Origin of the sequence: Acidovorax sp. LjRoot194, from assembly GCF_964253015.1 — a bacterium.
In the GTDB taxonomy this organism is placed as follows: Bacteria; Pseudomonadota; Gammaproteobacteria; order Burkholderiales; family Burkholderiaceae_C; genus Acidovorax.
This window is the reverse complement of record NZ_CAXUQB020000001.1, coordinates 1,196,772-1,217,617: the sequence shown is the minus strand read 5'-3', so window position 1 is coordinate 1,217,617 and position 20,846 is coordinate 1,196,772. Positions and strand designations below refer to the sequence as shown.

The window sequence follows — 20,846 nt, the reverse complement described above, 5'->3', positions numbered from 1 at the left end:
TGTTGTCTCCAGGCTCAGTGCGCCACAAAGGTCACGCGGTCGGGCACGGGCTTGGCCTTGCCGATGCGGCTCCACCAGGGCATCAGCAGGAAGAAGCCGAAGTAGAACAGCGTACCGACCTGCGACACACGCTCGCCGATGGCCGACGGAGGCTGTACGCCCAGGTAGCCCAGGATCAGGAAGATGATCACAAAGATACCGTACAGGTACTTGTGCCAGTCAGGACGGTAGCGGATCGACTTGACGGGGCTGTAGTCCAGCCAGGGCAGGAAGAACAGGATGATCACGGCACCGCCCATCACCACCACGCCCCAGAACTTGGCGTCGATCGACAGCATCATCGCGATCACGGCAATGGCCGCCACGGCGATGCCTGCCTTGACGAAGCTGGGCAGCTTGGCCTTGAGGATGCCGAAGCCCGCACCGGCCACCACGCACAGCACCAGCACGTACATCATTTCGGTGGTGATGGCACGCAGCATCGAATAGAACGGCGTGAAGTACCAGACCGGTGCGATGTGCGCAGGGGTCTTGAGCGGGTCCGCAGGAATGAAGTTGTTGTACTCGAGGAAGTAGCCACCGAACTCGGGCGCGAAGAACACCACCGCCGTGAACGCCATCAGGAACATGCTCAACGCAAAGATGTCGTGCACCGTGTAGTAAGGGTGGAAGGGCACGCCGTCCAGCGGCTTGCCGTTGGCATCCTTGGGGGCTTGCGGGCCCTTGATTTCCACGCCGTCGGGGTTATTGGAGCCGACATCGTGCAGCGCCAGCAAGTGGGCCACCACCAGGCCCAGCAGGACCAGCGGCACGGCAATCACGTGGAAGCTGAAGAAGCGGTTCAGCGTGGCGTCGCCCACCACGTAGTCGCCCCGGATCAGCAGCGCCAGGTCAGGGCCGATGAAGGGAATGGCGGCGAACAGGTTCACGATCACCTGGGCGCCCCAGTACGACATCTGGCCCCAGGGCAGCAGGTAGCCCATGAAGGCCTCGGCCATCAGGCACAGGAAGATCGCGCAGCCGAAGACCCAGACCAGCTCGCGCGGCTTGCGGTAGCTGCCGTAGATGAGGCCGCGGAACATGTGCAGGTACACCACCACGAAGAACGCCGACGCGCCCGTGGAGTGCATGTAGCGGATCAGCCAGCCCCACGGCACGTCGCGCATGATGTACTCGACCGACTCGAACGCCTTGGCGGCATCGGGCTTGTAGTGCATGACCAGGAAGATGCCGGTCACGATCTGGATCACCAGCACCACCAACGCCAGCGAGCCGAAGATGTACCAGAAGTTGAAGTTCTTCGGAGCGTAGTACTCCGACATGTGCACCTTGTAGGCGTCGAAGGCCGTCGGGAACCGGTTCTCGAACCAGTTCGTGACCTGCGCGCTGATCGGTGCGTTGGGGGAGATTTCTTTGAATTCGTGGGCCATGTCGTTCTCCGTCAAGCCTTCTTGTCTTCACCGATCACGAGGCGCGTGTCGGACAGGTACATGTGCGGAGGGACTTCAAGGTTGTCGGGCGCGGGCTTGTTCTTGAACACGCGGCCGGCCATGTCGAACGTGGAGCCGTGGCAAGGGCACAGGAAGCCGCCCTTCCAGTCGTCGGGCAACGAAGGCTGGGCGCCGATCTGGAACTTGTCCGACGGGGAGCAACCCAAGTGCGAGCAGATGCCCACACCGACAAAAATCTCTGGCTTGATCGAACGCGCCTCATTGCGCGCGTACTCAGGCGTCAGCTCGGAGGGCTTGCGCTCGGACTTGGGGTCCGCCAGCTGGCCGTCGAGCTTGGGCAGCTCGGCCAGTTGCTCGGGGGTGCGCTTGATGATCCAGACGGGTTTGCCGCGCCACTCCACGGTGAGCTTCTCGCCCGGCTTGAGGGCGGAAATATCCACCTCGACTGCAGCCCCGGCGGCTTTGGCGCGCTCGGAGGGCTGGAACGTACTCACGAAAGGAACGGCGGTTGCCACGCCGCCCACCGCACCAGCACATGCCGACGTGATGATCCACGTCCGCTTGCTGGAGTCGATTGGAGTGTCACTCATGGGGATCCTCGATTGATCATCGCTACATTGGGGTCAACCGCGAATTGTAGCGGAGTGAAAATGGTTATTTCAATCGCATCCGGGGAGGGTTGACAGGGCTTGACTCTGGGCAATACTCCGGCATCAACATTTCAAGCGAGAAGGGGGATGCCATGGGCATGGTGCAGGAATTCAGGGAATTCGCGGTCAAGGGCAATGTGATCGACCTCGCAGTCGGCGTGATCATCGGCGGCGCGTTCGGCAAGATCGTCGATTCGGTGGTGTCCGACCTCATCATGCCGGTGGTCGGCCTGGTGTTCGGCAAGCTCGATTTTTCGAACCTGTTCGTGGTGCTGGGCTCGGTGCCGCCAGGCACGGCCATGACGCTCGATGCCCTCAAGAAGGCGGGCGTGCCGGTGTTTGCCTACGGCAACTTCCTGACCGTGGCGGTCAACTTCATCATCCTGGCGTTCATCATCTTCATGATGATCAAGCAGATCAACCGGCTCAAGCGCGAAACCCCGGCAGCCCCGCCAGCGCCTGCGGCAACGCCCGAGGACATCGTGCTGCTGCGCGAGATTCGCGATAGCCTGAAGAAGACCCCCTGAAAAGATAACCCCCTGAGGCTCTGCGCGCCACGGTGGCGCGCGCCGCAGGCGCGGCCTCTTCGGCCTGTCCAAGCCTGCGCAGGCAGGCTTGGAGCCGCAGGCCTCAGCCCCAAGGGGGACGCCTCCGGTGGCCCGGCAGAGCCGGTTCCACGGGAAGGATTGGAAACCCCCTGAGCGGCTGCGCCGTTTCCCCCGTGGGGGGACGCACCCCATGGCCCGGCAAAGGTTCTATGGTTCGAGTCAAGCGCTTGGGGTGATGCGATGAGCATCAAACGGCTTGCCCGATCGCCACACAGCAAAGGCAATGCGCAGCAGCTTGCGCGCCAGCACGACCAGGGCCTCTGTGCTCTTGAGCCCCCTGGCGCGCAGCGCTTGGTAGGTCGCCGCAAACGTGACCGTGTGGCACGCCGACATCGCCGCCATGAACATCTGGTGGCGCAGCGCCGGATTCCCTCGCTTGGACAAGTGCCTGCGCCCCCTGCTACGCCCAGAGTCGTGGGCCCGGGGATCCAGCCCGCTGTAGGCCACCAGCGCATCACAGCTGCAAAACGCCACGCGATCGAGCACGGTGACCAGCAACGCGCTCGATTGGGGACCGATGCCCACGATGCTTTGCAGCAACGTGCGAGCGCGGTGCAACTGCTCTTGCTCTTTGATCAACTGCGTAATGCGCCCATCGATGGTGTGCAGCAAGGTGCCAAAGGCGTCCTCCAGCCCCGCGGCCGCCTGCGCGATGCTCGTGCTGCAGCCGCGCAGCGACTGACGCAGCGCGGTGCGCTTGGTCACCGCCGTCCAGCGCTGGCCCAGCAACTGCTCCAGTTCGGCCTGACAGGCGCTGGGGACACAGTGCGGGTGCAGCCGCTCGTGGTGCTCGGCCAGGTAGCGGGCAATGATCCGGGCATCCACCCGGTCGGTCTTGCCGCGCGCGCCCAGGCCCTTGGCGTAGAAGTACACATCGCGGGCGTTGAGCACGAACACCGTCAAACCCATGCCGGCGGCCAGGGTGGCCAGCAGCTGGTGAAAGCGGCCGGTGGACTCCATGGCCAAGAGCGCGCCAGGGGGCAGGGTGTGCAACCACTGCACGATGGCAGTGGACTCGTTAGAGACGGCAAGGCAAGCGTCCTGGCCGTGGGTGGCCACGACCAGCTCAGCCTTGGAGACGTCCACGCCGATGAAACAAAGGGGTACTTGCATGATGAGATTCCTCCAATGAACAATGACGATCGTTGGGGTGGAATCCCGCCACAGGCGTTAGCTTGCTTACAGATCGGCGCTGAGGTGCGGCTCAGTTCCTTATCGACGCTCAGGGGCGGGGTGGGGGCTATCTTTGCCAGTCGGTCAAAGCCGATAGTCGGTATTCAGGCCCTCCACCCCAACACCTCCACCATACAAGCCGGTTCCACGGGTGCACTGGCGTGGGGTGTGCCAGTTTCATAGATGGCGTGCCGGCTTCAGGGCGCCTCTTCCGCTTGCTATCTTAACGATAGCTGCTAGCGATTTACCATCAAGCGGCAGCAGGCAATTCACCCACACAGCGCTCGCGCCATGCGCACGGCCTCGATGAGGCTGGCGGCGTCGGCGACGCCCTGCCCTGCGATGTCGAACGCCGTGCCATGGTCGGGGCTGGTGCGCACCAGGGGCAGGCCCAGGGTCACGTTCACGCCCTTGTCCACGCCCAGGTACTTCACGGGGATCAGGCCCTGGTCGTGGTACATCGCGATGACCACGTCGAACTCGCCGGGCCGCGCGGGCGTGTGGCGGGCGCGCATGAAGACGGTGTCGGGTGCGAACGGGCCGTGGGCATCCAGGCCCTGGGCGCGGGCTTCTGCGATGGCCGGGGCGATGACCTCGATCTCTTCACGGCCGAACAGGCCGCCCTCCCCTGCATGGGGATTGAGCCCCGCCACCGCCATGCGCGGGGCGCGGCCCAGGCTGCGGGTCAGCGCGGCGTGCGTGATCTGCAGCGTCTGCAGAATGTTCTCGTGCGTGACGGCTGCCAGGGCCTCGCGCAGCGAGACGTGGATGCTGACCAGCACGGTGCGCAGCTCGTCGCTGGCCAGCATCATGCGCACGGGCATGGCCGACAGCGCAACGCCCTGGTGGTGGGCCGCCTCGGCCTGCAGCAATTCGGTGTGGCCCGGGAAGGTAACGCCTGCGGCCGACAAGGCCTCCTTGTGCAGCGGCGCCGTCACCAGCCCCGCCACCTCGCCCCGCAGCGCCGCGCGTGTGGCCCAGACCACACAGTCCGCTGCCGCGCGCCCTGAAGCGGCGCCGATCTGCCCCCAGGGTTGCGGGCCCGGAATGCCGGCCAGTTGCAGGACCGGAATGCAGCGGGGCGGCATGTCGACCGCCTCTGCGGGCGCGCCGATCTGCGCCACGGGCACCGATGGCACGCCACGGCGCGCAATGGCCTGGGCAGCGCGGCGCAGCGTGGCGGTGTCGCCCACCACGAAGCAGCCCTTGAGGTCGCCGGGCGCATCGCGAAAGGCCTTGGCCACGATCTCGGGGCCGATGCCTGCGGGGTCGCCTTGGGTGATGGCCAGTGTCTTCATGGAAGTCCGCGTTTTGAATGAAATCACTGCCTGCCGCTCTATGGACAAGCGCAAGCAGCTATGAATTTAATAGTAGACCACCCTGCTACCCGGGCGCGCAGGCTCAGCATGCCAGCGCTCCTGATCATGGGGTGGAGGGGTCGATGCCAGTGCTGGGGACACGGATGTACACGTCATGCACTTCATGCACTTCATGCACTTCATGCACTTCATGCACTTGATGCGCGTCATGCGCTTCATGCCGGATTGTCAATCTCGATGAACGTGTGCTCCAACCCCAGTTGCTTCGCCACATGCCCGGCCACGGCCGGCGCGCCGTAGCGCTCGGTGGCATGGTGCCCGGCCGCGATGAAGCACACGCCCATTTCACGCGCCAGGTGGGCCTGCGGCTCCGAAATCTCGCCGGTGATGAAGGCATCCGCCCCGGCTGCGATGGCCGATTCGAAGTAGCCCTGGGCGCCGCCTGTGCACCAGGCCACACGGCGGATGGGCTGCGGTGCACCATCGGGCTCGGGCTGCACCAGGGTCACGGCACGGCCCAGGGCGCCCGCCACATGGTCTGCCAGCGCCTGGCCATCGGGGAAGGCCGCGGTCGCCACAAAGCCCAGGTCCTGCTCGCCAAAGCGGGCGTCGGCCGTCCAGCCCAGCACGCGGCCCAGTTGCGCGTTGTTGCCCAGCTCGGGGTGTGCATCGAGCGGCAGGTGGTAGGCGAACAGGTTGATGTCGTGGGCCAGCAGCCGCTGCAGGCGCTGCTTCATCCAGCCCGTGACGCGGCCGTCCTGCCCGCGCCAGAACAGGCCGTGGTGCACGAAGATCGCGTCGGCCTGCGCGGCGATGGCCGCGTCGATCAGCGCGCGACTGGCGGTCACGCCGCTGATGATGCGGCGCACCTCGGGCTTGCCCTCGACCTGCAGACCGTTGGGCCCGTAGTCCTTGAAGCGTTCGGGTTGCAGCAGGCTGTCGAAGGCCTGCAAAAGCGCGGTGCGGGAAATGCTCATGCGCCTATTGTCGCGCGCGGCCGGCGCCCATTGTTTCAGCCTTGGGGGACAATGTGGCCAGGAAGAAGCGCAGCGGTCCCGCACACCGGAGCCCGCCCGGCTTCTTCGATTTCAGACCATTCGACAGGACCCCATGAAGCGCATCTGGCTGCTCTTTTCCCAGGCCGTGACCGTGTTTGTTGCCGCCTACTTCGTTGTTGCCACGCTGCAACCCGACTGGCTCCACCGCGGCGCCACGCGCTCCGGCGCAGGCATCGCACTGCTGGAAGCCCCGTCTGCGCCCTCGTCGCAGCCAGTGGCTGGCAGTTTCAGTGCCGCAGCGCGCAAGGCAGCGCCCGCCGTGGTCAGCATCAACACCAGCAAGGCGGTGCGCCATCCGCGCAGCAACGACCCGTGGTTCCAGTTCTTCTTTGGCGACCAGGGCGCACAAGCCCAGGCCGGGCTGGGCAGCGGCGTGATCGTGAGCCCCGACGGCTACATCCTGACCAACAACCATGTGGTCGAAGGCGCCGATGAGATCGAGGTCACGCTCACCGACAGCCGCCGTGCGCGGGCGAGCGTGATCGGCACCGACCCCGACACCGACCTGGCCATCCTCAAGATCGAGCTCGACAAGCTGCCCGTCATCGTGCTGGGCAACTCCGACGGCCTGGCCGTGGGCGACCAGGTGCTGGCCATCGGCAACCCGTTCGGCGTGGGCCAGACGGTCACAAGCGGCATCGTGAGCGCGCTGGGCCGCACGCAACTCGGGATCAACACCTTCGAGAACTTCATCCAGACCGATGCCGCCATCAACCCTGGCAACTCGGGCGGTGCGCTGGTGGACGTGAACGGCAATCTCATGGGCATCAACACTGCCATCTACTCGCGCTCGGGCGGCAGCATGGGCATCGGCTTTGCCATCCCCGTGTCCACGGCGCGGCTGGTGCTCGACGGCATCGTGAAGGACGGCCAGGTCACCCGCGGCTGGATCGGCGTGGAGCCCAACGAGCTGTCGCCCGAACTGGCCGAGACCTTTGGCGTGAAGGCCACCGAAGGCGTGATCATCACCGGCGTGCTGCAGGACGGCCCCGCCGCCCAGGCCGGCATGCGTCCGGGTGACGTGATCGTGAAGGTGGAGGGCAAGAACGTGGGCAACGTGTCCGAGCTGCTGACCGCCGTGGCAGGCCTCAAGCCGGGCACGGCGGCACCGTTCAACGTGCAGCGCGCCGACAAGATGGTGGAGCTGAACATCACGCCCGGCGTGCGGCCCAAGCCGAAGAGGCGCCAATAAACGCTGGCCGCTGAGCCGCCGCCAAGCCGCTCAGCCGTTGACCTGCCGAGTCGTCCGTCGAGCGGTCCGCCGAGACAAAGCGGGTACTGCGGGCGGTCTGGACGGGTCAGATCCAGATCATGTGGCTAGGGAATCGCGCCGGTCTTGCGAAGTACCCCAACCGCAATGCCATTGCCATTGCCATTGCCACTGCCATTGCCACTGCCAACGTCCAGAGCGCTATCAAAAAAATAGCTGCCAACGCCCGTATATCAGGCGGTGGCAGCTATTTTTTTGGGTAACGTCTGGCGGCGCGACATGCCTGCCACACCGTCAGTGTCGCTGCCAACCAGCCGCTACGGACTGCGGATCACGAAGCTGAAGGGGATTCTTCAGTTTCTTCCGGCGCCTTGGTGTGCTTGATGAAGATCTGCGCAGCCCAGATGCCCACTTCGTACAGCAGGCACATGGGGATGGCGAGCGACAGCTGCGAGACCACGTCCGGCGGCGTGACGACCGCAGCGATCACGAAAGCCATCACGATGAAGTAGCCGCGGAACTCGCGCAGCTTCTGCACGCTGACGATGCCCATGCGGGCGAGCACCACCACGGCAATGGGCACCTCGAACGACAGGCCGAACGCCAGGAACATCGACAGCACGAAGCTCAGGTACGCCTCGATGTCTGGCGCGGCCGTGATGCTCTTGGGCGCAAAGCTCTGGATGAACGCGAACACCTGCCCGAACACGAGGTAGTAGCAGAACGCCACACCGATGAAGAACAGCAGCGTGCTGGAGATCACGAGCGGCAGCACCAGCTTCTTCTCGTGCGAATAGAGGCCCGGTGCCACGAAGGCCCACACCTGCCACAGCACAAACGGCAACGCCAGCAAAAACGCCGACATCAGCAAAATCTTGAGCGGCACCATGAACGGCGAGATCACGGATGTGGCGATCAGCGTGGCACCCTTGGGCAGGTGCGCCACCAGCGGCGCCGCCAAAAAGTCGTACAGCGCGCCAGGGCCGGGAAAGAAGAACAGGATTGCCGCCGCGATGGCGATGGCAATGAGCGCCTTGACCAGCCGGTCGCGCAGCTCCATCAGGTGCTGCACGAAGGGCTGCTCGGTACCGGCCAGCTCGTCTTCTTTGGAAGGGGTTTCGGACATAGTGGTTTTTCAGGGCGTAGGGGCCGCCCAACCAGCGCACGGCGACGCCGGCTGCTTGCTGGCGCTTTCGGATCAATCAGTGGAATTTCTGGGGACGGTAGCGCGCCACGCGGGCCGCGCCGGACTGCGCCTTGGTGCGCACGCCGCTCTTGGCCTTGTACCACTGGGGCACGGCACCGCGCTTCAGGCGCCAGTTCTTGCCGGGGTGCTTGTAGGCAGGCACCACCGCAGCCAGGGGCTCGTGCAGGTCGGCGTTGCTCGAGTCGGTGACGCTGCTGGCCCAGTCTTTTTCGAACTCGCTGGCGTTGGTCTGAATGGACTGGTGAACGTCACGCGCCGCGTTCTCCACCGTGTCCTTCATCTTCTTGAGCTCATCGAGCTCCATGGACCGGTTGACCTCGGCCTTCACGTCGGACACGTAGCGCTGGGCCTTGCCGAGCAAGGTGCCCACCGTGCGGGCCACGCGGGGGAGCTTTTCGGGGCCGATGACGATCAGCGCCACGGCGCCGATCAGCGCCATCTTGGACAGGCCAATATCAATCATGGGTGTCAGTCAGCGCACAGCATGCAGGGAGCAGGGTCACCCGTGCAGCCAGCTCAGCTTTTTTGCTTGGCTTCGACATCGATGGTGGTCTTGTCGGCAGCTGGGTTATTGGCCACATGGCCTGCGGGCGGGGTCGCGGCGGCGTCGGCCGAGCCGTCCTTCATGCCGTCCTTGAAGCCCTTGACGGCGCCCCCGAGGTCGGAGCCCATGTTCTTGAGCTTCTTGGTGCCGAACACCATGACGACGATCAGCAGCACGATCAGCCAGTGCCAGATGGAAAAAGAGCCCATGGAATATCTCCTAACGAATTGCAATCATTTTAGACGGGGGGCGCGACAAGAGTTCACAGCCCATGACGGACCGCGGGAATCTCCCTGCACCACCCGTCAGCCTGGTTCAGCCTTTGAGCCACGGGCGCGGGCCGCCCATCACATGCACATGCAGGTGGTGGATCTCCTGCCCGCCTTCCACCCCGGTGTTTACCACGACGCGAAAGCCACCTTCCGGATACGGGTTGCAGCCCTGCTCGAGGGCCAGCCGCGGCGCCAGCGCCATCATGCGCCCCAGCACGCCCGCGTCGTCGGCGGTGACCTGCGCCATCGAAGGGATATGCCGCTTGGGCACCATCAAAAAGTGCACAGGCGCCCAGGGGTGGATGTCGTGAAAGGCGAAGATTTCTTCGTCCTCGTAGACCTTCTTCGAAGGAATCTGGCCCGCGATGATCTTGCAGAAAAGGCAGTTCGGATCGTGCATGAGAAAAATGTCGGTACGAAGTTAACAGTTCACCGGGCGCTGCCCAGCCCCCAAGCCATTGCAACCGGCGCGCCCCAGGCCAGCGCCACCGTGGAACTGGCTCCGCCAGGCCACGGGTGGCGTCCCCCTGAGGGGGAAGGCGCCGCAGGCGACACAGGGGGCTTCAAGCATTGTCAGGGATCTTGATGGTCGGCCGCACGCCCACATCCTTGCGGTGCGCGTGCAGCCATTCCTGCCCCGCCGTGCGGCCCAGGGCAAAGAGCTTGCGCACGAAGGCCAGGTCCGCACGCGTCTTGCTGTCGGCGCCGAAGGGCGCCAGCACCGAGCCGCCGTCGATGCGGTGCATGCGCACGTTCTTGTAGCGGCGCGGGTCCAGCTTGCCCTCGGCCAGCAGGCGGCGCACGAACTCGATGGCGCGCATCTCGGCCAGCAGGCTGGCGTTGAAGGTGACCTCGTTCATGCGCTCCATGATCTCCTGGCCCGAGTGGGGCAGCTCCAGGTGCTCGATGGGATTGATCTGCACCAGCAGGATGTCGGAGGTCTCGGTCTGGTAGATCAGGGGATGCAGCGCGGGGTTGCCGGAGTAGCCGCCGTCCCAGTAGTGCTGGCCGTCGATCTCCACAGCCTTAAACAGCAGCGGCAGGCAGGCCGACGCCATCACCGCATCGGCGCTGAGCTTGGGGCCTGAGAAAATTTCACCGCGCCCCGTGCGCACATTGGTGGCGCAGACGAACACCTTGGGCCCGCCCGCGGCTGTGATGGCGCGCCGCCCGGTGCACAGCAGGTCGAAGTCCACCTCGCGCTCGAGCAAACGGCGCAGCGGGTTGATGTCGAGCGGGTTGGTCTGGTAGGGCGAGAGCCACTGGCGCATCAGCCCCATCATAGGGTTGGCCGCTGACAGCGGCGAGCCCCACATCAGGCTGCCCAGCGTGCCCACGCCTTCCCACAGCCGGGTGAGCGTATTGCGCGCCTCCTGGCAGCCGGCCAAGTGGGCTTCGTGCGGGTGCTTGTGCTCGTGGGCCGCCTTGGCAAAGCCATGCGCCAGGGCCACGGCGTTCATGGCGCCGGCACTGGTGCCGCTCACGCCGTCGAAGTGCCACTGGCCGTCTTCGAGCAGCGCGTCCAGCACGCCCCAGGTCAGCGCGCCATGCGAGCCGCCCCCCTGCAGGGCCAGGTTCAGGCGCGGCAGCGGCTGCGGCTGCGCGGGCGGCGCTGCGGGTTCTTCTTCAGGCATCCACTGCCTGGTTCTTGCTCATGGCCAGCATGCCGCGCACGATGCGGTACAGGAACCACAGCGAAATGATGCCCCAGGCGATCCAGCCGGGCGCGATCAGCAGCAGCCACAGGGGCGAGGTCACCACGTACAGAACACCCGCCCAGATCGTCGAGCGGATGCGCCACGAGAAGTGGTTGGCCTGCCACGTGCCTTCGGCGTCGCTGCGTTTGACCAGGTCGATCACCAGCGCAATGATCAGCAGCAAGGCGCTGGCCTGCGCCCCGGGCACCACAGCGCCCACCGCCACGATCAGGTGCAGCACATAGCTGACCCAGCCGATGTTCTTGAGCCCCTGGGCCCGTTGCTCGTGGGAGGTCACGTCGATGATGTCGCTCATGGAGATCCTTCTTCGTCGGCTGCACGCGCAGTGGCCTTGCGCAAGGCTTTTTCCTCGATGCCGCTGGTGCCCTCACGGCGCTCCAGCTCGGTCAGCACGTCCGCCGGCGTGAGGCCATAGTGGGCCAGCGCCACCATGGAGTGGAACCACAGGTCCGCCACCTCGTATACCAGCTTGGACTTGTCGGCGCCATGGTCCACGTCCTTCGCCGCCATCACCACCTCGGTGGCTTCTTCGCCGATCTTCTTCAAGAAGCTGTCGGGGCCCTTGTGCAAGAGGCGCGTGACGTAGCTCTTGTCGGGGTCGCCACCGTTGGCCGGCTTGCGGCTTTCGATCACTTGCGCAAGGCGGGCGAGGGAATCGTTGGAACTCATGGTTCTCTTTATTTGTAGATGGATTCGGGGTCTTTCAAGACCGGATCGACAGTCGTCCAGGCGCCGTCCTTGAGCACGCTGAAAAAACAGCTGTGGCGGCCCGTGTGGCAGGCGATGCCCGGCTCGTGGCCGAGCTGGGTGACCTTGAGCAGCACGACGTCGTTGTCGCAGTCGAGCCGGATCTCGTGCACCGTCTGCACGTGGCCGGACTCTTCGCCCTTGAACCACAGCTTGCTGCGCGAGCGGCTGTAGTACACGGCGCGGCCGAGTTCAGCGGTTTTCTCCAGCGCCTCGCGGTTCATCCACGCAAACATCAGCACGTCGCCCGTGCCCTGCTCTTGCGCAATGACGGGCACCAGGCCCTGCGCATCCCATTTCACTTCGTTGAGCCAGTTCATGAAAGGGATTGTCGGCGATTTGGATTCCGGGACGGGGCCATCCCGCCCGAAGTTTGACGCTTTTTCAGAGCCTGCCGCAGGCTGAACAAGCGGCATCAGCTATATTTTTGATAGCAATGACCCTAGAGCCGCACGGGAATGCCGCGCTCGGCCATGCGGGCCTTGGCCTGGCCCACGGTGTATTCGCCGTAGTGAAAGATGCTGGCGGCCAGCACCGCGTCCGCCCCGCCCTGCTGCACGCCGTCGGCCAGATGGTCGAGGTTGCCCACGCCGCCCGAGGCGATCACGGGCACGGTCACCGCGTCGCTCACCGCGCGGGTCAGCGTCAGGTCGAAGCCCGCCTTGGTGCCGTCGCGGTCCATGCTGGTCAGCAGGATTTCGCCGGCACCGCGGCGCGCCATCTCGGTGGCCCAGGCCACCACGTCCAGGCCCGTGTTCTTGCGCCCGCCGTGGCTGTAGACGTCCCAGCCTTCGCCCACAGGCTGGCCGTGGGCGCCGATGCGCTGCGCGTCCTCGGCCGAGCGGCGCTTGGCGTCGATGGCGACCACGATGCACTGCGCGCCGTACTTGGCGGACACGGCATCGATCACGTCGGGGTTGGCAATCGCGGCCGAGTTGAAGCTGGTCTTGTCAGCGCCCGCGTTCAGCAGTCGGCGCACGTCCTCGACCGTGCGCACGCCGCCACCCACCGTGAGCGGAATGAACACCTGGCTGGCCACGGCTTCGATGATGGGCAGGATCAGGTCACGCCCGTCGCTGGTGGCGGTGATGTCCAGGAAGGTGAGCTCGTCGGCGCCCTGCGCGTTGTAGCGTGCGGCGATCTCGACGGGGTCGCCCGCATCGCGCAGCTCCAGAAAATTGACACCCTTGACCACGCGGCCTCCAGTGACGTCGAGGCAGGGGATGATGCGTTTGGCGAGCATGTCGGTCAGTCAGTCAGCGATTCGTGGATGGGGCGCTGCCGAGGCCAGCAGACGCCGTGGAACTGGCTTCGCCAGGCCACTGGCGTCGTCCCCCTGGGGGGAAGCGGCGCAGCCGCTCAGGGGGGTCACCCATTCAATTCGTCGGCACGGGCCTGTGCGGCCGCAAAGTCGAGGTCGCCGCTGTAGATCGCACGGCCGCAGATCACACCCTCGACGCCCTCGCTCTCCACGGCACACAGCTGCTCGATGTCGGCCATGTTCGACAGGCCGCCCGATGCGATCACCGGGATGGACAGCGACTGCGCGAGCTTGACCGTGGCATCGATGTTGATGCCCGACAGCATGCCGTCGCGGCCGATGTCGGTGTAGATGATGGACTCGACGCCCCAGTCCTCGAACTTCTTGGCCAGGTCCACCACCTCGTGCCCCGTGAGCTTGCTCCAGCCGTCGGTGGCGACCTTGCCGTCCTTGGCGTCGAGGCCCACGATGATGTGGCCGCCGAAGGCGCTGCACGCGTCCTTCAGGAAGCCGGGGTTCTTGACCGCCGCCGTGCCGATGATCACGTAGCGCAGGCCGCCGTCGATGTACTTTTCGATGGTGTCCAGGTCGCGGATGCCGCCGCCGAGCTGCACCGGAATCTCTTCGCCCACCTCTTTGAGGATGGACTTGATGGCGGCGAAGTTCTTGGGCACGCCCGCAAAGGCACCGTTCAGGTCCACCAGGTGCAGGCGCCGCGCGCCCGCCTCCAGCCACTTGCGTGCCATGGCCGCCGGGTCTTCGCCGAAGGTGGTGGATTGGTCCATATCGCCTTGCTTGAGGCGAACGCAATGACCGTCTTTCAGATCGATGGCGGGAATGAGCAGCATGGTGGTGGTGGAAGGGTTCGCGAAAAAGGACGAGTCAGGGCTCGGACCGAACGGGCTGGTGAAAGAAGCAAGGAGTGCGCGGAAGGATCACGGATTCCAGTGCAGGAAGTTGCGGTACAGGGCCAGGCCGTGCTCCGCGCTTTTCTCTGGGTGGAATTGCGTCGCGAAAATATTATCGCGCGCAATGGCCGCTGCGAACAAACCGCCGTAGTCGGTCTGCCCCGCGCAATGCGCCGCATCCTGCGGCTGCGCGTAGAAGCTGTGCACGAAATAGTAGTAGCTGCCGTCGGGCACGCCCGCCCAGACCGGGTGCACCGCGCCCGCACGACCTGCGTCCGGCATCTGGTGCACCTGGTTCCAGCCCATCTGCGGCACCTTGTAGCGGCTGCCGTCGGGCTGGGTGCGGCCGATCAGGTCGAACTTGCTCACCTGGCCGTGGATCAGGCCCAGGCCCGGGGTACCGCCATTGGGCCCCTCGGCGCTGTGGTCCAGCAGCATCTGCATGCCCACGCACACGCCGAACATGGGCTTGCTGGCAGCGGCTTCGAGCACCGATTCCTGCAGGCCCGATTCGCGCAGCTCACGCATGCAGTCGGGCATGGCGCCCTGCCCTGGCAGCACGATGCGCTGTGCGGCGCGCACGTCGTCGGGGCGCTGGGTGACGACCACGGTCCAGCCGGTGCCCTCGGCAGCGGCCTGCACGGCCTGCGACACCGAGCGCAGGTTGCCCATGCCGTAGTCCACGACGGCGACGGTTTTTGCTTCCATATTCATAGCTGCTAGCGCTTATCCATCAAGCGCTAGCGCTTGATTTGATTCAAAAAACTCACAAAGAACCCTTGGTGGACGGGATGACGCCTACCGAGCGCGGGTCGCGCTCCAGCGCCGCGCGCAGCGTGCGCCCGAACGCCTTGAAGATGGTTTCGCACTGGTGGTGGGCGTTGAAGCCCTTGAGGTTGTCGATGTGCAGCGTGACGCCCGCGTGGTTCACGAAGCCCTGGAAGAACTCGTACACCAGCTGCGTATCGAGCTGGCCGATGCTGCCGGCCGTGAACTTCACGTCGATGTGCAGCCCCGGGCGGCCCGAGAAATCGACCACCACGCGCGACAGCGCTTCGTCGAGCGGCACGTAGGCGTGGCCGTAGCGGCGGATGCCCTTCTTGTCGCCCACGGCACGCGCAAAGGCCTGGCCCAGCGTGATGCCCACGTCTTCGACCGTGTGGTGGCCGTCGATGTGCAGGTCGCCTTCGCAGTCGATGTCGAGGTCGATCAGCCCGTGGCGGGCGATCTGGTCGAGCATGTGGTCGAAGAAGCCGATGCCGGTGTGCAGCTTGGCCTGGCCCGTGCCGTCGAGGTTGATGCGCACGCGGATGCGCGTCTCGGCGGTGTTGCGGCTGACTTCGGCGATGCGGTCGGCCATCGGGTCGGGCGTGGCGCCGGACGGATTGGAGGTTACGAGTGCGGAGGAAGTCATAGGGAGGCTTGCAGGGCGGCCAGCATCTGGGCGTTGTCGTCGGCATTGCCGACCGTCAGGCGCAGGCAGTTGGCCAGCAGTGGGTGCATTGTAGAAACGTTCTTGACCAGGACCTTGCGGTTTTTCATGCCCTCGTACGCCCGGGCGGAATCCGCCACGCGGATGAGGATCATGTTGGCCTCGCTGTCCCAGCATTTTTCGATGCCGGGCATCTGCCGCAGGGCCGCCAGGACCTTGGTGCGCTCGGCGCGGATCTCGGCGGCCTGCTCGGCGAACACCTCGGCGTGTTCCAGCGCGAACAGCGCGGCCTCGCAGTTGAGCACGCTCACGTTGTAGGGCGGGCGCACCTTGTCGATCTCGCTCACAAAGGCAGCGGGGCCGATGAGGTAGCCCAGGCGCACGCCCGCCAGGCCGAACTTGCTGAGCGTGCGCATCAGCAGCACGTGGGCGTTGCGCGCAGGCTCGGCCCGCATGCGGTCGATGAAGGTGCGGCTGGCAAACGGCTGGTAGGCCTCGTCCATGACCACGATGCCGCCCTGCGCGCCCGCGGCGTCGATGATGCGCTGCACTGCGCCTTCGTCCCACAGCGTGGCCGTGGGGTTGTTGGGGTAGGCGATGTAGGTGATGGCGGGGTTGTGCTGCGCGATGGCGGCCAGCATGGCGGGTTCATCCAGCTCGAAGTCGGGCGTGAGCGGCACGCCGACAAATTCCAGGCCCTGCAACTGCGCCGACAGCGGATACATCACAAAGCCCGGCATGGGCGCGAGCATGGTGGCGCGCTGGCCCGTGCCGGGTTGCGCGCAGGCCAGGGCCAGCAAGGTGATGAGCTCATCCGACCCGTTGCCCAGCACGATGCCGTAGCCCTCGGGCAGGCCGGCGTATTGGGCCAGCGCCGCCTTCAGGTCCAGCAGGCGGTCGCCGGGGTAGCGGTTGAGCGCCAGCGCGCCCAGGCGCTGGCCCAGCGCGGCCTGCAGGTGCGCGGGCAGGCGAAACGGGTTCTCCATCGCGTCCATCTTGAGCATGCCGGTGGACGGCTGCACGCCGTACGCGTGCATGGCGCGCACGTCGGCGCGAATGCGGGCCAGGGCCTGGAGCGGTGAAGATGGAGCGGCGTTGGTCATTCGGCGGTGTCCAGTTCGTTGGGGGTGGTGAGAAACGGGTTGATGGGGCGCACGGCGTCCAGCGGCTGGTCGTGTGGCAGCGCCTCGGTCAGCAAATAGCGGCAGCCCTGCTGGTGGGCGGATGAGAGGATGAGCGCATCCCAGTAGCCGAGGCGGTAGCGGTCCTGCAAGTCCCAGGCGCCGTCCACGGTGTAGGAGTCGAGGTGCGGCGGCAGCCACACGCGCAGGCGGCGCACCTGGGCGCGCACCTGCTGCAGCACCTGCGGGCCGTCAAAGCGCTGGATTGCCTGGTTGTACAGCTCGTTGAGCACCTGCGAGCTGATGCGGCCACTGCGCGTCTGCCAGCAAAAGTTCATCCACTCGCGGGCACGCGCCTGGCGCTCGGCATCGCGGTCGTCCACGCTGGCCAGCAAAATTTCAGTGTCGACAAAGATGGGGACGGTGCTCATAGGGTGTCCACCATTCAGCGCAGAAACAAGGTCTCGCGGGGCACGTACGGCCCGGTGGACGCGCCCCAGGATTCAAAGCCCAGCGCCTCGCGCATTGCCTGGGCGTAGGCGTCCTCCTGGCGCATCTTTTCGGCCAGCCATTCACCGAGCAAGCGCGACACGCTGCTGCCGCGCTTGGCGGCTTCCACGCGCACCCATTCGGCAACGGTGTCGTCCATGGTCACGGTGACGTTTTTCATGCGGTTGATATTACACGAAGTTCGTGCACCACGAAGTTCGTGTATTCAATTTGCCTTGTGCCTTTGAACTACGCAGCCTGCCGCTGGCTTTGCAGCATCTGCGTGGCCATGTCGCCCACGGTGCGCAGCGCCTGCAGGTGGGCGGGCGACCAGTCGCCCCCCACACCGATGCGCAGGCAGTTGCGAAACCGTCCGCTGGTGCTGAACACCGTCCCGGGCGCGATCAGGATCTTCTGGTCCAGGCAGGCCTCGTGCAGCTGCACCGAATCGAGCGCGCGCGGCAGCTCCAGCCACATCAGCAGGCCGCCGGGCGGGTCGCTCACCCGGGTGCCCTGCGGGAAGTGCGATGCGATCACCCGCCGCGCCTCGTCCATGCGCGCCGCCACGCCCGCGCGCAGCTGGCGCATGGCGGCGGCGTGGCCGGCCTGGGTGATGAGGTCGGCCAGCGCCAGCTCCAGCACGGCCGACTGGCCGCCCGCCTGCAGGTCCTTGATGCCACGCACCTTGTCGCTCCAGCGCCCGGCCTCCAGCCACCCCAGGCGCAGGCCCGGCGCCAGCGTCTTCGAAAACGAATCGCACAGCATCACGTGGCCCGTGGTGTCGTACGACTTGACGGTGCGGCGCATCTCGTCGACCTCCACCAGGTCGTTGTAGATCGCGTCCTCGATGACTGCCATGTCGTGCCGCGCCGCCATCTGCGCCAGTCGCTTGCGCTCGGCCTGCGGCATGCAGCTGCCCAGCGGGTTGCTGAGCGTGGGGACGATCATCACGGCCTTGACCGGCTGGGTGTCCAGCGCCAGCTGCAGCGCATCGAGCGACAAACCGTGGCGCGGGTGCGTGGGGATCTCCAGCGCGCGCAGGTGCAGGCCCTGGAGCACCTCCAGAAACGAAAAATGCGTCGGCGACTCCAGCGCCACCACGTCGCCCGGCTGGGTCACGGCCCGCAGGCACAGCGCGATGGAGTCCATGCAGCCGCCGGTGACCACGATGTTCTCGGGGTCCAGGCTGCAGCCCATGCCGACGGCGTAGCGGGCCAGGGCGCGGCGCGCATCTTCGTGCCCGGCCGACGTGGGGTAGGTGCACAGCAGGTTGCGGTGGCGCTGCGCGGCGCGCACCACGGCGCGGCGCACGCGGTCGGGGTTGAACAGCTCGAAGCCCGGGGTGCCGCTGCTAAAGGAGATCATGTCCTCGGGCTGGTTGCGCCCCAGGATGCGCTGGCCCAGCCAGTCCACAAACACCTCGCGCGGGCGGCGCATGGGGCGCGGCGTGCTGGGCTCGGGCAGGCTCACCGGCCGCGCTGCCACGAAGAAGCCCGAGCGCGGGCGCGCGGTGACCAGCCGCGCATCCTCCAGCCAGTGGTAGGCCTGCACCACCGTGGTCTGCGCCACGCCGTGCTGGCGGGCCAGCTCGCGCACGGACGGCAGCTTTTCGCCGCGCGCCAGCGTGCCATTGCGGATCAGCTGCGCGAGCTGCTCGGCGATCTGGAGGTAGAGCGGGGGTGCGTCGTCGGTGGAGGCCATGGCTGCATTCTGTACTGGCAGCCGCAAAAACAGCCAGTACAGAGCAAGTGCACCCCGTACAGTACAGATGGCCAGTACAGACCATCTGTACTGGATCAGGTCGTGCGAGCCTGTCCGTGGCGCCGCGCGCGGCCTGGCCGCACAGTGGAGGCATGAACACGCTGCACCACACCCCCACCCCGCCGTTGCCCACGCTGCCCGCCCAGCTTGCGGTGCCCCTCACCCTGCAATGGAAGCGTCAGCCGCTGCCGCCGCTGCAGGCCGTCCAGGTGCTGGACTTCCGCGCGGGCGACATCGCCCTGCTCGAGGTCGAGCAAGGCCGCGTCTGGGTGACCTGCGACGGCCTGCTGGAAGACTATTTTCTGGAGGCCGGGCAGCGCCTGTCGTTCGCTGGCCCGGTGCGGCTGCGGGTGAGCGCCGAAGGCAGCCGGCCCGCGCGGCTGAACTGGGCGAAGCACCGAGCGGTGCAAGACGCTGCGTATCCGCCTGTGCCCTCGGCAGCACCCCTGGCCCTGGCCGTGGTGCCGCACACCGGCAGCGCGGCGGGTGGGGCGGGCGGGGCCCTGCCTCTGGGCCCGGTCGGCGCCGTCAGCGCGGCTTGAGGGGGGTCTTCAGGCGCATCTCGGCCGCCTGTGCGTGGGCCTGCAGGCCCTCGCCGTAGGCCAGCTCGGCGGCGATTTTTCCAAGCACCTGGGCACCGGCTTCACTCACCTCGATGATGCTGCTGCGCTTTTGGAAGTCGTACACGCCCAAGGGCGACGAAAAGCGGGCCGTGCCGCTGGTGGGCAGCACGTGGTTGGGGCCCGCGCAGTAGTCGCCCAGGGACTCACTCGTGTAGGCCCCCAGGAAGATCGCGCCCGCGTGGCGCAGCAGCGGCTCCCAGCGGTGCGGGTCGGTAGAGCTCACTTCCAGATGCTCGGGTGCGATGCGGTTGCTGATCGCGCAAGCTTCTTCCATGTCCTTGGTGAGGATCAGCGCGCCCCGGCCGTTGAGGCTCTTGGCGATGATTTCGGCGCGCGGCATGGTGGGCAGCAGGCGGTCGATCTCGCGCTGCACGGCGGCGATGTAGGCCGCGTCGGGGCACAGCAGGATGCTCTGGGCCAGCTCGTCGTGTTCGGCCTGGCTGAAGAGGTCCATCGCGACCCAGTCGGGCGGCGTGCTGCCGTCGGCCAGCACCAGGATTTCGCTCGGGCCCGCGATCATGTCGATGCCCACCGTGCCGAACACGCGCTTCTTGGCGCTGGCCACATAGGCGTTGCCCGGGCCGGTGATCTTGTCGACCTTCGGAATCGTGGCCGTGCCGTAGGCCAGCGCGGCCACGGCCTGCGCACCGCCAATGGTGAAGGCGCGCGTGACGCCCGCCACGTAGGCAGCCGCCAGCACCAGGTCGTTGCGCTCGCCCTTGTCGGAGGCAAGCTGCGCGCCCGAGCCACCCGTGGCCACGCTGCCGCGCACGGGCGTGGGCACGACCATGATGATTTCCTGCACGCCGGCCACGTGGGCCGGGATGGCGTTCATCAGCAGGCTGGACGGGTACGCCGCCTTGCCACCGGGCACGTAGATGCCCACGCGGTCCAGCGGCGTGACCTTCTGGCCCAGCAGGGTGCCGTCCTCGTCACGATAGCTCCAGCTTTCGCCCGAGGCTTTTTTCTGCGCCTCGTGGTAGCTGCGCACGCGCTTGGCGGCGGCCTGCAGCGCGTCGCGCTGGGCCTGCGGAATGGCGTCGAAAGCGGCTTTGAAGTCCGCCTGGGTCAGCTCCAGTGCCGCCACGTCGGGGGCCGCGAGGCCGTCGAAACGGGCGGTGTACTCCAGCACGGCGTCGTCGCCCCGCTTTTGCACATCGGCCAGGATGTCGGCCACACGCTGCTCGATGGCGGCGTCGGTGTCGGCAGACCAGTGCAGGCGCTGCTGAAATTTTTGCTCAAAATCGGCTTCAGCCGTGGACAGGTAAGCGGGGGCAGCTATTGATTTCATAGT

25 protein-coding genes are annotated in these 20,846 nt (G+C 66.2%); 3 read left to right on the top strand and 22 right to left on the bottom strand.

What is annotated here, in order from left to right; all coding sequences use genetic code 11:
- Positions 1-14: 14 nt before the first annotated feature.
- Entirely contained in the window at positions 15-1,430 is a 1,416-nt protein-coding gene (locus ACSQ3N_RS05620; protein WP_436145786.1) for a cytochrome b, read from the bottom strand.
- Between the two features lie 11 nt (positions 1,431-1,441).
- Positions 1,442-2,041, bottom strand: coding sequence for a ubiquinol-cytochrome c reductase iron-sulfur subunit (petA, locus tag ACSQ3N_RS05615; RefSeq protein WP_436145785.1), 600 nt, complete (start codon positions 2,039-2,041; stop codon positions 1,442-1,444).
- 152 nt (positions 2,042-2,193) lie between these two features.
- On the opposite strand from petA, the gene mscL reads away from it, so the two are divergent.
- Complete coding sequence (mscL, locus tag ACSQ3N_RS05610) at positions 2,194-2,628, top strand: large conductance mechanosensitive channel protein MscL (protein ID WP_436145784.1); 435 nt, start codon at positions 2,194-2,196, stop codon at positions 2,626-2,628.
- A gap of 240 nt (positions 2,629-2,868) precedes the next feature.
- On the opposite strand, the gene ACSQ3N_RS05605 is transcribed toward mscL, so the two are convergent.
- The 3 genes from ACSQ3N_RS05605 to ACSQ3N_RS05595 all read right to left on the bottom strand — a co-directional run bounded on the left by ACSQ3N_RS05605 (position 2,869) and on the right by ACSQ3N_RS05595 (position 6,178).
- The gene (locus ACSQ3N_RS05605) at positions 2,869-3,822 is read right to left on the bottom strand and encodes an IS110 family transposase (protein WP_436145783.1); all 954 of its coding nucleotides are present in this window, start codon (positions 3,820-3,822) and stop codon (positions 2,869-2,871) included.
- Positions 3,823-4,151: 329 nt separating this feature from the next.
- Entirely contained in the window at positions 4,152-5,180 is a 1,029-nt protein-coding gene (gene pdxA, locus ACSQ3N_RS05600) for a 4-hydroxythreonine-4-phosphate dehydrogenase PdxA (RefSeq protein ID WP_056173543.1), read from the bottom strand.
- A 236-nt stretch (positions 5,181-5,416) separates the two neighbouring features.
- Positions 5,417-6,178, bottom strand: coding sequence for a Nif3-like dinuclear metal center hexameric protein (locus ACSQ3N_RS05595; protein ID WP_436145782.1), 762 nt, complete (start codon positions 6,176-6,178; stop codon positions 5,417-5,419).
- Between the two features lie 133 nt (positions 6,179-6,311).
- Here ACSQ3N_RS05595 and ACSQ3N_RS05590 point away from each other — a divergent pair, with 133 nt between their 5' ends.
- Positions 6,312-7,451 (top strand): S1C family serine protease, encoded by a 1,140-nt coding sequence (locus tag ACSQ3N_RS05590; RefSeq protein ID WP_056173538.1) that lies wholly within the window; start codon positions 6,312-6,314, stop codon positions 7,449-7,451.
- Between the two features lie 349 nt (positions 7,452-7,800).
- Here ACSQ3N_RS05590 and tatC read toward each other — a convergent pair whose 3' ends face one another.
- From tatC to ACSQ3N_RS05510, 16 genes are all read right to left on the bottom strand, one after another.
- Positions 7,801-8,595: a twin-arginine translocase subunit TatC gene (tatC, locus tag ACSQ3N_RS05585; protein WP_436145781.1), complete on the bottom strand. Its 795-nt coding sequence runs from the start codon at positions 8,593-8,595 to the stop codon at positions 7,801-7,803.
- 76 nt (positions 8,596-8,671) lie between these two features.
- Positions 8,672-9,139 (bottom strand): Sec-independent protein translocase protein TatB, encoded by a 468-nt coding sequence (gene tatB, locus ACSQ3N_RS05580; protein ID WP_056173533.1) that lies wholly within the window; start codon positions 9,137-9,139, stop codon positions 8,672-8,674.
- A 53-nt stretch (positions 9,140-9,192) separates the two neighbouring features.
- Entirely contained in the window at positions 9,193-9,429 is a 237-nt protein-coding gene (gene tatA, locus ACSQ3N_RS05575) for a Sec-independent protein translocase subunit TatA (RefSeq protein WP_436145780.1), read from the bottom strand.
- A gap of 106 nt (positions 9,430-9,535) precedes the next feature.
- Positions 9,536-9,892 (bottom strand): histidine triad nucleotide-binding protein, encoded by a 357-nt coding sequence (locus tag ACSQ3N_RS05570; RefSeq protein WP_056415424.1) that lies wholly within the window; start codon positions 9,890-9,892, stop codon positions 9,536-9,538.
- Between the two features lie 163 nt (positions 9,893-10,055).
- Positions 10,056-11,126 carry a patatin-like phospholipase family protein gene (locus ACSQ3N_RS05565; protein ID WP_436145779.1) on the bottom strand — a complete coding sequence of 357 codons (1,071 nt, stop codon included), beginning with the start codon at positions 11,124-11,126 and terminating at the stop codon, positions 10,056-10,058.
- Entirely contained in the window at positions 11,119-11,505 is a 387-nt protein-coding gene (locus tag ACSQ3N_RS05560) for a DUF4870 family protein (protein WP_436145778.1), read from the bottom strand. Before ACSQ3N_RS05560 ends, ACSQ3N_RS05565 begins: the two co-directional genes overlap by 8 nt.
- Positions 11,502-11,879 carry a phosphoribosyl-ATP diphosphatase gene (locus ACSQ3N_RS05555; RefSeq protein WP_056173516.1) on the bottom strand — a complete coding sequence of 126 codons (378 nt, stop codon included), beginning with the start codon at positions 11,877-11,879 and terminating at the stop codon, positions 11,502-11,504. The genes ACSQ3N_RS05560 and ACSQ3N_RS05555 overlap by 4 nt, the downstream gene beginning before the upstream one ends.
- 8 nt (positions 11,880-11,887) lie before the next feature.
- Positions 11,888-12,286, bottom strand: coding sequence for a phosphoribosyl-AMP cyclohydrolase (gene hisI / locus ACSQ3N_RS05550; protein ID WP_436147922.1), 399 nt, complete (start codon positions 12,284-12,286; stop codon positions 11,888-11,890).
- Between the two features lie 113 nt (positions 12,287-12,399).
- Entirely contained in the window at positions 12,400-13,200 is an 801-nt protein-coding gene (gene hisF, locus ACSQ3N_RS05545) for an imidazole glycerol phosphate synthase subunit HisF (RefSeq protein WP_056173510.1), read from the bottom strand.
- A gap of 125 nt (positions 13,201-13,325) precedes the next feature.
- Positions 13,326-14,066 (bottom strand): 1-(5-phosphoribosyl)-5-[(5-phosphoribosylamino)methylideneamino]imidazole-4-carboxamide isomerase, encoded by a 741-nt coding sequence (hisA, locus tag ACSQ3N_RS05540; RefSeq protein WP_056173506.1) that lies wholly within the window; start codon positions 14,064-14,066, stop codon positions 13,326-13,328.
- Between the two features lie 87 nt (positions 14,067-14,153).
- A complete protein-coding gene (gene hisH / locus ACSQ3N_RS05535; RefSeq protein ID WP_056173504.1) occupies positions 14,154-14,840 on the bottom strand; it encodes an imidazole glycerol phosphate synthase subunit HisH in 687 nt (228 codons plus the stop codon).
- A 52-nt stretch (positions 14,841-14,892) separates the two neighbouring features.
- On the bottom strand, positions 14,893-15,540 hold the full coding sequence (gene hisB / locus ACSQ3N_RS05530) for an imidazoleglycerol-phosphate dehydratase HisB (RefSeq protein WP_056173502.1): 648 nt from the start codon (positions 15,538-15,540) through the stop codon (positions 14,893-14,895).
- Complete coding sequence (hisC, locus tag ACSQ3N_RS05525; RefSeq protein WP_436145777.1) at positions 15,537-16,661, bottom strand: histidinol-phosphate transaminase; 1,125 nt, start codon at positions 16,659-16,661, stop codon at positions 15,537-15,539. Before hisC ends, hisB begins: the two co-directional genes overlap by 4 nt.
- Positions 16,658-17,110 carry a PIN domain-containing protein gene (locus ACSQ3N_RS05520; RefSeq protein ID WP_056173494.1) on the bottom strand — a complete coding sequence of 151 codons (453 nt, stop codon included), beginning with the start codon at positions 17,108-17,110 and terminating at the stop codon, positions 16,658-16,660. Before ACSQ3N_RS05520 ends, hisC begins: the two co-directional genes overlap by 4 nt.
- Before the next feature lie 14 nt (positions 17,111-17,124).
- Positions 17,125-17,349: a hypothetical protein gene (locus ACSQ3N_RS05515; RefSeq protein WP_010462084.1), complete on the bottom strand. Its 225-nt coding sequence runs from the start codon at positions 17,347-17,349 to the stop codon at positions 17,125-17,127.
- 68 nt (positions 17,350-17,417) lie between these two features.
- Entirely contained in the window at positions 17,418-18,869 is a 1,452-nt protein-coding gene (locus tag ACSQ3N_RS05510; protein ID WP_436145776.1) for a PLP-dependent aminotransferase family protein, read from the bottom strand.
- A gap of 152 nt (positions 18,870-19,021) precedes the next feature.
- On the opposite strand from ACSQ3N_RS05510, the gene ACSQ3N_RS05505 reads away from it, so the two are divergent.
- A complete protein-coding gene (locus ACSQ3N_RS05505; RefSeq protein ID WP_056173488.1) occupies positions 19,022-19,471 on the top strand; it encodes a DUF2917 domain-containing protein in 450 nt (149 codons plus the stop codon).
- On the opposite strand, the gene hisD is transcribed toward ACSQ3N_RS05505, so the two are convergent.
- Positions 19,458-20,843: a histidinol dehydrogenase gene (gene hisD / locus ACSQ3N_RS05500; RefSeq protein WP_056173485.1), complete on the bottom strand. Its 1,386-nt coding sequence runs from the start codon at positions 20,841-20,843 to the stop codon at positions 19,458-19,460. The genes ACSQ3N_RS05505 and hisD overlap by 14 nt on opposite strands.
- Positions 20,844-20,846: the final 3 nt, after the last annotated feature.

Coding starts and splice junctions, on each gene's coding strand:
- ACSQ3N_RS05555 (WP_056173516.1), bottom strand. CDS start 11,879: ATGAGTTCCAACGATTCCCTCGCCCGCCTTGCGCAAGTGATCGAAAGC.
- hisB (WP_056173502.1), bottom strand. CDS start 15,540: ATGACTTCCTCCGCACTCGTAACCTCCAATCCGTCCGGCGCCACGCCC.
- hisD (WP_056173485.1), bottom strand. CDS start 20,843: ATGAAATCAATAGCTGCCCCCGCTTACCTGTCCACGGCTGAAGCCGAT.
- ACSQ3N_RS05570 (WP_056415424.1), bottom strand. CDS start 9,892: ATGCACGATCCGAACTGCCTTTTCTGCAAGATCATCGCGGGCCAGATT.
- hisH (WP_056173504.1), bottom strand. CDS start 14,840: ATGAATATGGAAGCAAAAACCGTCGCCGTCGTGGACTACGGCATGGGC.
- ACSQ3N_RS05590 (WP_056173538.1), top strand. CDS start 6,312: ATGAAGCGCATCTGGCTGCTCTTTTCCCAGGCCGTGACCGTGTTTGTT.
- ACSQ3N_RS05620 (WP_436145786.1), bottom strand. CDS start 1,430: ATGGCCCACGAATTCAAAGAAATCTCCCCCAACGCACCGATCAGCGCG.
- hisF (WP_056173510.1), bottom strand. CDS start 13,200: ATGCTCGCCAAACGCATCATCCCCTGCCTCGACGTCACTGGAGGCCGC.
- ACSQ3N_RS05505 (WP_056173488.1), top strand. CDS start 19,022: ATGAACACGCTGCACCACACCCCCACCCCGCCGTTGCCCACGCTGCCC.
- ACSQ3N_RS05560 (WP_436145778.1), bottom strand. CDS start 11,505: ATGAGCGACATCATCGACGTGACCTCCCACGAGCAACGGGCCCAGGGG.
- ACSQ3N_RS05510 (WP_436145776.1), bottom strand. CDS start 18,869: ATGGCCTCCACCGACGACGCACCCCCGCTCTACCTCCAGATCGCCGAG.
- tatC (WP_436145781.1), bottom strand. CDS start 8,595: ATGTCCGAAACCCCTTCCAAAGAAGACGAGCTGGCCGGTACCGAGCAG.
- ACSQ3N_RS05595 (WP_436145782.1), bottom strand. CDS start 6,178: ATGAGCATTTCCCGCACCGCGCTTTTGCAGGCCTTCGACAGCCTGCTG.
- mscL (WP_436145784.1), top strand. CDS start 2,194: ATGGGCATGGTGCAGGAATTCAGGGAATTCGCGGTCAAGGGCAATGTG.
- hisA (WP_056173506.1), bottom strand. CDS start 14,066: ATGCTGCTCATTCCCGCCATCGATCTGAAAGACGGTCATTGCGTTCGC.
- pdxA (WP_056173543.1), bottom strand. CDS start 5,180: ATGAAGACACTGGCCATCACCCAAGGCGACCCCGCAGGCATCGGCCCC.
- ACSQ3N_RS05515 (WP_010462084.1), bottom strand. CDS start 17,349: ATGAAAAACGTCACCGTGACCATGGACGACACCGTTGCCGAATGGGTG.
- tatA (WP_436145780.1), bottom strand. CDS start 9,429: ATGGGCTCTTTTTCCATCTGGCACTGGCTGATCGTGCTGCTGATCGTC.
- tatB (WP_056173533.1), bottom strand. CDS start 9,139: ATGATTGATATTGGCCTGTCCAAGATGGCGCTGATCGGCGCCGTGGCG.
- ACSQ3N_RS05565 (WP_436145779.1), bottom strand. CDS start 11,126: ATGCCTGAAGAAGAACCCGCAGCGCCGCCCGCGCAGCCGCAGCCGCTG.
- ACSQ3N_RS05605 (WP_436145783.1), bottom strand. CDS start 3,822: ATGCAAGTACCCCTTTGTTTCATCGGCGTGGACGTCTCCAAGGCTGAG.
- hisC (WP_436145777.1), bottom strand. CDS start 16,661: ATGACCAACGCCGCTCCATCTTCACCGCTCCAGGCCCTGGCCCGCATT.
- petA (WP_436145785.1), bottom strand. CDS start 2,041: ATGAGTGACACTCCAATCGACTCCAGCAAGCGGACGTGGATCATCACG.
- ACSQ3N_RS05520 (WP_056173494.1), bottom strand. CDS start 17,110: ATGAGCACCGTCCCCATCTTTGTCGACACTGAAATTTTGCTGGCCAGC.